Below are 11512 nucleotides of genomic sequence, written 5' to 3'. Positions count from 1 at the left end.
ACGGGTCCGGGGGCGGGCCGGGGTGCGGATACGGCGCTGAGGTGCTCGCGGCCGGCCGGGGGTTCTGGCCCGTACGCGCGTACGGGCGTTCGCCGTGCCGTGTGATCCCCGGCGCGGGTGCGCCACCCGGAGTTCCGGCGGGCGTTGGAGTTCCCGTAGCGGTTCCGCAGGAACGATTTCCCCGTGCGTATGACCGGGTTGTCGTGCCGGGCGATGTTTTGGAGTACTGACGACGTGAGGGCTTACGCCTCGGGCACCGGCCGGGCGGCCACGACGGGCCGTCCGGAACCGGGGGTGCTCATCGGCCGCGCGGCGGAGACGGCCGCGCTGCGGGAGGGCCTGGCCCGGGGACGGCTGGTGACGGTGACCGGGCCCGTCGGCGCGGGCAAGAGCGCCCTGGCCTCGGCGGTGGCGGCCTGCGGGGCCTGGGGCCCGGTGGTCAGGGTCCGCTGCCCCGGCGGCAGCCGTACGGCACCGGGCGCGCTGGCCGAGCGGGTGGCCGAGGCGCTGGGCGGCGGGTCTCCGGCCGCGCTGGAGGCCGGCCCCGGTGCGCACGGCCGCCCCGCGCTGCTCCTGCTCGACGACGCCGACGCGGTGCGCACCGAATGCGCGGGCCTGGTCCAGCGGCTGCTGATGGAACTCCCCTCCGTACGCGTCCTGGTGACCTCCCGCCAGGCCCTCGGACTCGGGGACGAACGGGTCGTACGGCTCGCCCCGCTCCAGGAGGCGGACGCCGTGGAGTTGTTCCGCGCGCGGGCGTGGCCCCGGGCGGTGGAGGAGTACGGCGTCGTGGCCCGGATCTGCCGGCTGGTGGAGGGCCTGCCGCTGGCCGTGGAGCTGGCCGCCGAGCAGCTCGGGCAGGGCATGGACGTACGGGAGCTGGCGGAGCGCCTGGAGCGGGACCAGTGCTGGCTGTCCGCGCCCTCGTCCGCGCTGCGCAGGCACCGTTCGCTGCGCTCGGCGGTCGGGGCGGCCTATCTGCTGTGCGACCGGGCCGAGCGGGCGGTGTGGAGCCGGGCGGCGGTCTTCGCCGGGGCGTTCACCGAACCGTCCGCCGCGTATCTGTGCTCCGGCGCCGGCGTCGCCCCGCACCAGGTCGCCGCGTGCCTGGCCCGGCTGACCGCGGCCGGGGTGCTGCGGACCCTGGGCGAGCCCGGTGGCGTACGCCCGCCGCGCTATCTGATGACCCGGGCCGCCCGTGACTTCGGCGCCGAACGGCTGCGCGCGGCCGGGGAGTTCAGGGTCGCCGTCACCCGGCACGTGCTGCACCACCGGCGGCTCGCGGAGATCGCCGGGAACCTGTGGAGCGCGGGCGAGCAGCGGCAGGCGGCGCGGCTGGTGCGGGACAACGAGGCCGATCTGTCCGCGCTGGTCGACCACGCGCTCGCGCTGCCGGACCCGCCCGCCGGGCAGGTGGCGGCGGCGCTGGCCGGGGTGGTGGACCTGTGGTTCTGGTGGGCGGTGCACGACCACGCCGAGGAGGGCCGCCGTCATCTGGCCCGGCTGCTGCCCCGCCACCGCGCCGACGACCACCTCGCGGCCCGCGCCCGCTGGCTGGCCGCCTGGCTGAGCGCCCCCGGGGACGCGGCCACCGCCCGCGAACTGCTCGGCCAGGTCTGGCCCGCCGCCGTGCTGGCCGGTGACGACGCGCTGATCGGGCGCGTCAGCCATGTCGAGGGGGTGCTGGCCTGGGAGCGCGGTGACACGCGCGCCGCCGCCGACTGCTTCCGCCAGGCGGCCGACACCGTCCCGCCGTACGCCCCCGGCGGCCCCGCCCCGGCCGTCAGCCTCGCCGCCCTGGCCGTGCTCCAGGCCCCGCTGACCCCGGCGTCCGCCCGGCGCAACGCCCGCCGCGCCCTCACCCAGCCCGGGGTCCGCGAGGACGCCTGGGCCACCGCGCTGGCCCGCTACGCCCGCGCCTACGCCGACCACCACCAGGGCCGTACCGCCCGGGCCTGGCACCGGGCGCGCCGCGCGCTCGCCGGTCTCGACCCGTACCCGGCCCCGCTCGACGCCGCCCCCGACATGCCTCAAGTCCGGTCCGCGCTGCGCACCTTGCTGGCCGAGATCGAGTCGCCGGCGCCTTTGTCCGCGCGCCCGGCGGTACCGGGGCCGCGCAAGGGGCGGACGTGAACCCGGGAGTTCCCTGTGACTCAGATCACTTAAAAATACCGTAAGTTTTTGGGCAACTGTTTACCCGGTTGGCCGGTCAATTCTGCGAACACACCGATCACTTACGCATCCGAGGTTCGCATGAAGCTTCGCCGTTCCCTGGCTCTGGCCGCAGCCACGGCTGCCATAGCCCCCGTCGTCCTGCTGGCCGCCCCGCTCGCGTACGCCTCCGACGGCACGCAGGCGGTCTCCGCCTCCGAGTCGGCGCCGGCGGCCGAGGACACCACGCCCGCCGCCGAGGACACGACTCCGGCCGCCGAGGACACCACCCCGGCCGCCGAGGACACGACCCCCGCCGCCGAGGACACCACCCCGGCCGCGGACGCGTCGCAGTCCACGAGCGCCGCGCCCACCGCCTCCGCCTCCGCCCCGGCCTCCGGGTCCGCCGCGCCGTCGGCGAGCGTGTCGGCCTCGCCGTCCGCCTCGGAGTCCACGTTCCCGACCGAGTGCGACGGCTCGGCCGAGCCGAAGTTCGACGACGACCTGCACACCACCCTCTCCGGCCTGCCGTCGAAGGTCGTGGCGGGCAGCGGCTACCACAACTTCAAGCTGAACGTCCGCAACACCGGCGCCCACACCTACAAGCGCGTCGACCTCGGTGTGTTCGCCGCGAGCGTCAGCGAGGACGACTTCTCCGACGCCAACCACCTCACCCTCGAGTACAAGGACCCGGCCACCGGCACGTGGACCGACATCTCCCTGGACGAGAACGACGAGGGCGCGGGCTACCTCGGTTACACCGACGTCCAGGCCAAGGAGTCCTTCTCCATCGACCTGCGCCTGGCCGTCGACGCCAAGGCCCCGGAAGGTTTCGGCTTCGCCATCAGCATCGGCATGTACGCCGACGACAAGGGCGACTGCGTCTACTCCAGCGACGACAGCTACTACGAGTTCGACATCCTCAAGGCGGGCACGGCCCCCGGCAAGCCGGGTGACGCCAAGCCGCAGGGCGGCCGCAAGCCGCTCCCGGCCAAGCCGTCCGGCAACACCCAGATCAGCCCGCAGGGCCGCCTCGCCGAGACCGGCGCCAGCTCGGTCCTGCCGGCCATCGCGCTGAGCGGTGGCGCCGCCGTCGCCCTGGGCGCGGGCGCCGTCTTCGTCGTCCGCCGTCGCAAGGCCGCGGGCTCCGGCATCGTCGCGTAACGGTCCATTCCGGCGTCCGGCAGCCGCCGTACGCGCACCCGGGGCCTCGTCCACCCGCCGGTGGGCGAGGCCCCGCGCCGTACGACCGGTACTCTTCCCTCCGCCGTCAACCGCGCCTTCGTGCCCCTGGTTCCGGCGTTCATCAGACCTGGCCGGACGTGGCGCGGAGCCGTCGGCAGCGTGGTCGTCGTCGTGTGGCTCGGCGTGCCGCCGGGAGAGGATCAGCGTGGGTTCCAGGAGCGAGAGCGAAGTCGGCGCGGCGGGACGCGGGGTGCCGGGAGGCGGGCCGGACCCGGCCACCCTCCAGATCCGCCTGGTGGACACCGCGCCCCCGGCCGCCGAGGCGCCCCCGGCGGCGGCCGCCCCGGCCAGGAAGTCCGGCGGCAAGGCGGCCGGGCTCCTCAAGTCCAGCGCCGTCATGGCGGCCGGCACCCTGGTCTCCCGGCTCACCGGCTTCCTGCGCACCCTCGTGATGGGCGCGGCCCTCGGCGTCGGCACCCTCAACGACTCCTACCAGGTCGCCAACACCCTGCCGACGATGATCTACGTCCTGGTCGGCGGCGGCGCGCTCAACTCCGTCTTCATCCCGCAGCTCGTGCGGTCCATGAAGGAGGACGACGACGGCGGCGTGGCCTACGCCAACCGGCTGATGACCCTGGTCATCACGCTCCTCGGCACCGTCACCGCCGTCTGCGTGGTCGCCGCGCCCTGGCTGATCCGGCTGATGTCGCCGTCCATGGCGTCCCACCCGGACCAGCTGGAGGTGGCGGTCACCTTCGCGCGCTGGTGCCTGCCCACCATGTTCTTCATGGGCCTGCACGTGGTGATGGGCCAGATCCTCAACGCGCGCGGCCGGTTCGGCGCCATGATGTGGACGCCGGTCCTCAACAACATCCTGATCATCGTGGCGTTCGGCTCGTTCGTCTGGGTCTTCGGCTCGGCCGGGCACTCCGGCATCTCGGCCGCCTCGATCAGCCCCGAGGGCGTACGGCTGCTGGGCATCGGCACCCTGCTGGGTCTCGCCGTGCAGTCGCTGGCGATGATGCCGTACCTGCGTGACTCCGGCTTCCGCATCCGGCTGCGCTTCGACTGGCGCGGCCAGGGCCTCGGCAAGGCGCTCGGGCTCGCCAAGTGGACGTTCCTGTTCGTGCTGGTCAACCAGGCCGGCATGGTCGTCGTCACCCGGCTCGCCACGGCCGCCGGCGCGGCGGCCGAGAAGACGGGCCACCCCGGTACCGGCATCACCGCCTACAACTACGCGCTGCTGCTCTGGCAGATGCCGCAGGCCATCATCACCGTCTCGATCATGACGGCGATCCTGCCGCGCATCTCCCGCGCCGCCCACGAGGAGGACTTCGCGGGCGTCCGCGACGACCTCTCCCAGGGCCTGCGCTCCTCGGCCGTCTTCATCGTGCCGTGCGCCTTCGCCTTCCTGGCCCTCGGCGTCCCGCTGATCCAGCTGCTGTACGCCGGTGCCGGTGAGGAGGGCGCCCGCAACATCGGCTTCGTGCTGATGGCGTTCGCGCTCGGACTCGTCCCCTACTCCGTGCAGTACGTCGTGCTCCGCGGCTTCTACGCCTTCGAGGACACCCGCACGCCCTTCTACAACACGGTGATCGTCGCGGCCGTCAACGCCGCCGGGTCCGTCGCCTCCTACCTGCTGCTCCCGGCCCGCTGGGCGGTGGCGGGCATGGCCCTGTCCTACGGTCTCGCCTACGCGACCGGCGTCCGCGTCGCCTGGACCCGGCTGCGCAAGCGGCTCGGCGGCGAACTCGACGGCCGCCGCGTCACCCGCACCTACCTCCGCCTGATCGCCGCCTGCGTGCCCGCCACGGCGGCGGCCGGTCTGCTGGTGCGCTGGCTCTCCGGCATCACCGCGAACGCCGTCCTCTCCTCGGCCATCGCCCTGACCGCCGGAGGCGTGGTCCTCCTCGTCCTCTTCGCCGTCTTCGCCCGCCTCTTCCGCGTCGAAGAGGTCAACGCCGCCCTCGGCATGCTGAAGGGCCGCCTCGGCCGCTGACTCACCAGCCGGTCAGCAGCAGATGGTTGACCAGCAGCGCCGTGACCGCCTGGGCCCCGAGCCACACCCGGGGCCCGGGCAGGTACGCGCACACCGGGAGCAGCCACATCGCGAACGGCAGCCAGATGCGCTCGGTCTCCGCCTTGCTCATCCCGGAGACGTCCGCGACGAGCACCGCCAGCAGGGCGGCGGCGGCCAGGAGCGCGAGCCGGACGGCCGCCGGGTCGCTACGGCGCACCAGGGCCGAGCCCGCCCGGCCGAGCCCCGCCGCCGTGGCGGGCCCGGTGATGACCGCCGTACAGGCGAGGTTGGCCCAGATCCAGTAGCCGTACGGGCGCGTGCCGCCGACGCCCTGGTAGTAGCGGATCACCAACAGGTGGTACGCCGTCCACCAGTTGAAGCCGAGCAGCGTGAACACCAGCGGAATCACGGCCAGTCCGGCCACCAGCGCGACGAGCAGCAGCGGCCGGGCCCGTACCCCCGCGCGGCCGAGCCACAGCACCGCCAGCGCGACGAACGCGATCAGCGTCAGGCCGTAGGACAGATAGACGGTCAGGCCCAGCAGCAGCCCTGAGGCGGCCGCCCACCACGGTGAGCGCCGGGTGACCGCGAGGGCGAGGCAGGCCAGGCCCCAGGCGGCGGCCGCCGCGAAATAGGCGTCCGCCGAGGCGCCCAGCCAGACCGCGGCCGGCGCGAACACCAGGAACGGCGCCGCCCGGCGCGCCGCCGGCTCGTCCACCAGGGCCCGCAGCGCCACCAGCACGGCCGCGCTCGCGGAGGCGCCGAGCACCACGCACCAGGTCCCCGCCCAGCCCCCGCCGCCGAGCCCGATCCGGTCCAGGAGCACGAACGTGACCGTCGCCGCCGGAGGATGCCCGGCGACATGGGCGGGCCAGTTGCCGGGCACCCCGCTGACGATGTGCTGGTCGAAGTCGCGCAGGGCCGCCGGGATGTCGTGGAAGCGGCCGATCACCCGCAGGTACTCGTTGCGGGCGGTGAGCCGCGACGCGATCCCGGTGTGCCAGCCGTCGACCAGCGCGAGCGCGAAGATCCACGCGGCCGACACCGCCCACGCCGCCCACGGCAGCGCGCGCCAGGACAGCCGGGCCGCGAGCGCGGGGCCGTACGCCACCGCGCCCGCCGCGAGCAGCAGCGCGGCCGGGGTGCCGGGGCCCACGTGCGGGTCCCACTCGGCGAGCAGCGGCGGCCAGTGCACGAACAGGGTGTGCCGGGTGTCCTGGAGGTGGCGGCCGATCAGCACGGCGGCCGTCACGAGGAGGACGGCGGCACCGGCGGCGAGGAGATCGCGGCGGGCCACGGGGGACGAGGGGCGCGCGGAGTCGGGGTGCGGGGAGCGGTCGATCACACCGGCACGCTAGGCCGCCCGCGCGCGCCGGGGCCGCCGTACGGGCCCGACGTCAGCGTTTCGTCATGGGTCGCGCACCCGTTCCGGTGGGTTCCCCGGCCTACGGTCGGATCATGAGCGACCGCCCCCGGCTCCCCTCCTCCCCCGCCTTCTGGCGCAGCCCGCTGCGCGGCACCCGCTTCACCGCCGTGCTCGGCCTGGTGCTGCTCGGCGGCATCACCGTCCTGTTCGTGACGGGCCTGGTGTCGTACGCGGCCTACAACCCGGACCTGTCGCCGGTGAACGACACGACACCGGACAAGGGGCTGCTCGGCTTCTACCTGTTCGACTGGCCCGCCGGGCCGTCCTGGCTCTACCGGCTCACCCAGGGCGTCCACGTCACGCTCGGCGTCACGCTGGTCCCGGTGCTGCTCGCCAAGCTGTGGTCGGTCGTGCCGAAGCTGTTCGCGCTGCCCCCGGCCCGCTCCCTCGCGCACGCCCTGGAGCGGATCTCGCTGCTGCTCCTGGTCGGCGGCGGGCTCTTCGAGTTCACCACCGGCGTGCTCAACATCCAGCTGGAGTACGTCTTTCCGGGCTCCTTCTATCCGCTGCACTTCTACGGCGCCTGGGTGTTCATGTCGGCCTTCGTCGTCCACGCGGCGCTGAAGGTACCGGCGGCGGTGCGGGCGGTGCGGTCGATGCGGGGGCGGTCGACGGGTGCCGGTGCGGAGGGGGCGGCTTGGGGTCCGGCCGGCGGTGAGGGGTCTGCGCCTGACGAGGCGGGTCTCGCCTCCGCGCGCCCCGCCGAACCCACCGTCTCGCGCCGGGGCGCGCTGCGGCTGGTCGGCGCGGGCTCGCTGCTGCTGTTCCTGACCACCGTCGGACAGAGCCTGGGCGGGCCCCTGCGCCGTACCGCGCTGCTCGCGCCGCACGGCGGGGCCGATCCGGGCGGCGGCCCCAACGGCTTCCAGATCAACAAGACGGCCGCCTACGCCGGGATCACCGAGGCCGAGACGAGCGCGGACGCCTGGCGCCTCGTCGTCACCGGCCCGGCCGGGACCGTACGGCTCAGCCGCGCCGAACTGCTCCGGCTGCCGCAGCACAGCTCCTCGCTGCCCATCGCCTGCGTGGAGGGCTGGTCCACCGCCGACCAGTGGTGGCGCGGGGTCCGGCTGCGGGACCTCGCGGCGCTCGCCGGGTACGACACGGGGGCGGTGGACGTGCTCGTGGAGTCCCTTCAGCGGCACGGCGCCTTCCGCCGTGCGGCGCTGCGCGCCAACCAGGTGTCCGACCCGCGCTCCCTGCTCGCCCTGTCCGTCAACGGCGAGCCGCTGTCCCTCGACCACGGCTATCCGGCGCGGATCATCGTGCCCGCGCTGCCCGGCGTGCACAACACCAAGTGGGTGGCCCGGCTGACCTTCGGAGACCTGTGATGCCCCGGTTGATGTCCCGGTTCCGTTTTCCTCTCGGCAGCCCGCTGCAACTGCTGCTGCTTCTCTGCTCGTTCGCGCTCGCCGCCTACGCGGGCGTCCGGCTGCTCGCCGGTGACCGGCTCGGCGTCGTCCTGTGGATCGTCGGCGCGGCCCTGCTGCACGACCTGGTGCTGGTGCCGCTGTACTCGGCACTGGACCGGGCGCTGGTGGCGGGGCTCGGCGCGGCGAGGCGGCGTTCGTTCATGCTGTACGTACGCGTCCCCGCCCTGCTGTCCGGCTTGCTGCTGCTGGTGTGGGCCCCGCTGATCCTCGGGCTGTCCGCCGACCGCTACCGCTCGGCCACCGGACTCGACCCGGACGGTTTCCTCACCCGCTGGCTGCTGATCACCGCCGCCCTCTTCGGCGGCTCGGCGCTGGTGTGCGTCCTGCGGCTGCGCAGGGCCACGAAGCACCGTTCGCCCGCCGCCCACTGAGCCCGCGCCCGCCACCCGGCGTCCCGCGCGAGCCGCAGCAGCGCCGGGGCGCCGATCCGCGCCCACGGGAACGGCTCGCCCGCCGGACCCCGGCCGTGGGCCAGGTCCACCACCTGTACGAGGGCGCGCTCGTCGACCTCGGGCGGGCCGGTCTCCGCGATCAGCAGACCGCCGGGACGCAGTAGTTCACGGGCCCGGTGCAGCAGGGCGGGCACGTCACCGCCGATGCCCACGTTGCCGTCCATCAGCAGGACCGTGCCCCAGCCGCCCTCGCCGGGCAGCGGGTCGAACACCGAGCGGCGCAGTGCCTCGCCGCCGAGCCGGTGGGTGCGGGCGACGGCGGCCGCGCTCACGTCGACGCCGAGTACGCGCTCCCCTCGCGCCGCCAGCTCCGCGACCAGCCGGCCGGGGCCGCAGCCGATGTCGAGCACCGGGCCCTCGCAGCGGTCCAGTACGGCCCGGTCGACCGCGTCGGCGTCCGCGCACCAGCGCTCGACCTCCAGCGGCAGCAGCCAGCCGTCGTCGCGGCGCAGGAACAGCGGGCCCCGGCCGGTGCGCAGCGCGGTGGTGTACGGGTCGGAGGCGGACCAGGCGGGCGGGGCCGTCGTGGCACTCATGACGCACCCGCTTCCGTACAGTCCGCGAGCCGTGCCGCGAAGGCGCCGTGCGGGACGAGGGCGGCGACCGCGCGGGCGTCGGCGACGGTGTCCACGTCCCGCAGCCGGGGCAGGTCCCGTACCCGCAGCCCGGCGTCGGCCAGCCGCTCGCGCTGCGCGGCCCCGGTCTCGGGCACCGACATGGGCACGCCCCGCAGCAGCGCGGGGTCGGGGCGGGCGAGCCCGAGGGCCCAGAAGCCGCCGTCCTCGGCCGGCCCGAACAGCGCGTCGCAGCCCGCGAAGTCCGCCGTCAGCAGCGCCGGGGTGACCTGCGGGGTGTCCATGCCGATCAGCAGCGCCGGTCCCGTACAGCGGGCGAAGGCGTCCGCGAGCCGCTCGTCGAGGCCGCCCGCGCACTGCGGCACCACCTCGAACCCGTCCGGCAGCCACGGCCCGGGCCTGCCGTCCAGCACCAGCAGCCGCCGTACGGCGGGCGCGGCCGCCACCGCGCGCAGCGTGTCCGCGAGCGCGGCCTCGGCGAGCGCGGCGGCCTGCGCGGGCGAGAACGGCGGGGTGAGCCGCGTCTTGACCCGGCCGGGGCGGGGCTCCTTGGCGATGACGAGCAGGGTGGTCACCGCTGCCTCCCCGCCGCCGTCGTTTCCGCCGCCGGGGTCTCCCGCAGCACGCGGCTCATGTCCCGTACCGCCTGCCAGGTGCCGCGCCAGGTGCCCGTCACCTTGGAGGCGCCGGTGCGCGGCAGATACGGCACGTCGTGCTCGGTGACCCGCCAGCCCGCGTCGGCCGCGCGCACCACCATCTGCAGCGGGTAGCCGCTGCGCCGGTCGGTGAGGCCGAGCCCGAGCAGCGCCTCGCGGCGGGCCGCGCGCACCGGGCCGAGGTCGCGCAGGGCGAGCCCGGTGCGGCGGCGCAGCAGCAGCGAGAGCGCGAGGTTCCCGGCGCGGGCGTGCGCGGGCCACGCGCCCCGCCCCTGCGGGCGCCGCCTGCCGAGCACCAGGTCGGTTTTTCCGGCCCGGACCTCCTCGACGAAGGGCACCAGCAGAGCGGGATCCAGGGAGGCGTCGCAGTCGCAGAAGCAGACCACGTCGGCGGTGGCCGCGAGCAGCCCCGCGTGGCAGGCGGCGCCGAAACCGCGCCGCTCCTCGCGGACGACCGTCGCGCCGAGGGAGCGGGCGATCTCGGCGGAGCCGTCGGTGGAGCCGTTGTCCACGACGAGCGCGCGCCAGCCGGCCGGGACGCGCTCCAGCACCCAGGGCAGCGCCCCGGCCTCGTCGAGGCAGGGCAGCACGACGTCCACACCGGGACGGGAGGGGGAGTTGGTCACGGCCTTCACCCTACGAACCCGAACCGGGGCGAAGCGGACTTCGCCTCCTTACGAAACGCGGACGTCGGGGCCGCACCACGCCCCGCCCGGCGGCGCGGTGCGAGGCTGGAGAACATGCAGCAGCCGCACCCCGCCCCCCGCCCCGGACCCGCCTCCGCCCGGCCGTCCGAGGCCACCGGCCGGATCCTGGTCGTCGACGACGATCCGACCGTCGCGGAGATCGTCACCGGCTATCTGGTCCGCGCCGGACACCTGGTGGACCGCGCCGACGACGGCCCCGCCGCCCTCGCCCGCGCCGACGCCCACTGGCCCGACCTCGTGGTCCTCGACCTGATGCTGCCCGGCATGGACGGCCTGGAGGTGTGCGCCCGGCTGCGCGAGCGCGGTCCGGTGCCGGTCATCATGCTCACCGCGCGCGGCGACGAGGACGACCGCGTCCTCGGCCTGGAGGTCGGCGCGGACGACTACGTCACCAAGCCGTTCAGCCCCCGCGAACTGGTGCTCCGGGTGGAGTCGGTCCTGCGCCGCACCCGGCCCGCGCCCGCCGCCGTGCCCGCACCCGCCGCGCTCGCCTCGGCCGGGCTCGCCGTCGATCCGGCCGCCCGCCGCGCCACCAAGAACGGCACGGAACTCGCGCTCACCCTGCGCGAATTCGACCTCCTCGCCTTCTTCCTGCGCCACCCCGGGCGCGCCTTCGGCCGCGAGGAGCTGATGCGCGAGGTGTGGGGCTGGGACTTCGGCGACCTGTCGACCGTCACCGTCCATGTACGGCGGCTGCGGGGCAAGGTGGAGGACGATCCGGCGAATCCGCGGCTCATCCGGACGGTGTGGGGGGTGGGGTACCGGTTCGAGCCGGCCGGGTCCTCCGGGCCGGAGAACGAGTCCTCCGAGCCGGAGGGCGGTTCGGGCGGACCGGCGGGCGGCGGACCGGCGGGCAGTGCCGGGGCCGACGGGTCCGGCGGGCCCGCCGTCCGCGAGGAGGGCTGAC

The 11512-nt window shown here is 75.3% G+C and carries 9 protein-coding genes and 1 pseudogene; 6 read left to right on the top strand and 4 right to left on the bottom strand.

What is annotated here, in order from left to right; all coding sequences use genetic code 11:
• The first annotated feature begins 234 nt into the window (after positions 1-234).
• The 3 genes from AB0898_RS01435 to murJ all read left to right on the top strand — a co-directional run bounded on the left by AB0898_RS01435 (position 235) and on the right by murJ (position 5335).
• Positions 235-2133, top strand: coding sequence for a hypothetical protein (locus tag AB0898_RS01435; RefSeq protein WP_366800757.1), 1899 nt, complete (start codon positions 235-237; stop codon positions 2131-2133).
• Positions 2134-2253: 120 nt separating this feature from the next.
• Complete coding sequence (locus AB0898_RS01430) at positions 2254-3315, top strand: LPXTG cell wall anchor domain-containing protein (protein ID WP_366800756.1); 1062 nt, start codon at positions 2254-2256, stop codon at positions 3313-3315.
• Positions 3316-3541: 226 nt separating this feature from the next.
• A complete protein-coding gene (gene murJ / locus AB0898_RS01425) occupies positions 3542-5335 on the top strand; it encodes a murein biosynthesis integral membrane protein MurJ (protein ID WP_407078274.1) in 1794 nt (597 codons plus the stop codon).
• A 1-nt stretch (position 5336) separates the two neighbouring features.
• Here the strand turns inward: murJ and AB0898_RS01420 are convergent, their stop codons facing one another.
• Complete coding sequence (locus AB0898_RS01420) at positions 5337-6701, bottom strand: hypothetical protein (RefSeq protein WP_366800755.1); 1365 nt, start codon at positions 6699-6701, stop codon at positions 5337-5339.
• A gap of 113 nt (positions 6702-6814) precedes the next feature.
• Here AB0898_RS01420 and AB0898_RS01415 point away from each other — a divergent pair, with 113 nt between their 5' ends.
• Entirely contained in the window at positions 6815-8113 is a 1299-nt protein-coding gene (locus tag AB0898_RS01415; protein ID WP_366800754.1) for a molybdopterin-dependent oxidoreductase, read from the top strand.
• Positions 8113-8586: a hypothetical protein gene (locus AB0898_RS31830; protein WP_407078273.1), complete on the top strand. Its 474-nt coding sequence runs from the start codon at positions 8113-8115 to the stop codon at positions 8584-8586. The genes AB0898_RS01415 and AB0898_RS31830 overlap by 1 nt, the downstream gene beginning before the upstream one ends.
• 68 nt (positions 8587-8654) lie before the next feature.
• On the opposite strand, the pseudogene AB0898_RS01410 reads toward AB0898_RS31830, so the two are convergent.
• From AB0898_RS01410 to AB0898_RS01400, 3 genes and pseudogenes are all read right to left on the bottom strand, one after another.
• Positions 8655-9203, bottom strand: a pseudogene (locus AB0898_RS01410) (class I SAM-dependent DNA methyltransferase); the annotation flags it as partial.
• On the bottom strand, positions 9200-9817 hold the full coding sequence (locus tag AB0898_RS01405) for a DUF2064 domain-containing protein (RefSeq protein WP_366800752.1): 618 nt from the start codon (positions 9815-9817) through the stop codon (positions 9200-9202). The pseudogene AB0898_RS01410 and the gene AB0898_RS01405, both read right to left, overlap by 4 nt.
• Positions 9814-10533, bottom strand: coding sequence for a glycosyltransferase family 2 protein (locus AB0898_RS01400; protein ID WP_366800751.1), 720 nt, complete (start codon positions 10531-10533; stop codon positions 9814-9816). Before AB0898_RS01400 ends, AB0898_RS01405 begins: the two co-directional genes overlap by 4 nt.
• Positions 10534-10638: 105 nt before the next feature.
• Here AB0898_RS01400 and AB0898_RS01395 point away from each other — a divergent pair, with 105 nt between their 5' ends.
• Positions 10639-11511, top strand: coding sequence for a response regulator transcription factor (locus AB0898_RS01395; protein ID WP_366800750.1), 873 nt, complete (start codon positions 10639-10641; stop codon positions 11509-11511).
• Position 11512 lies beyond the last annotated feature (1 nt).

Source organism: Streptomyces sp. NPDC005435, from assembly GCF_040703155.1.
Classification (GTDB): domain Bacteria; phylum Actinomycetota; class Actinomycetes; order Streptomycetales; family Streptomycetaceae; genus Streptomyces.
Note: the sequence above shows the minus strand (reverse complement) of the source record. Positions and strands in the feature narration are given on the sequence as shown.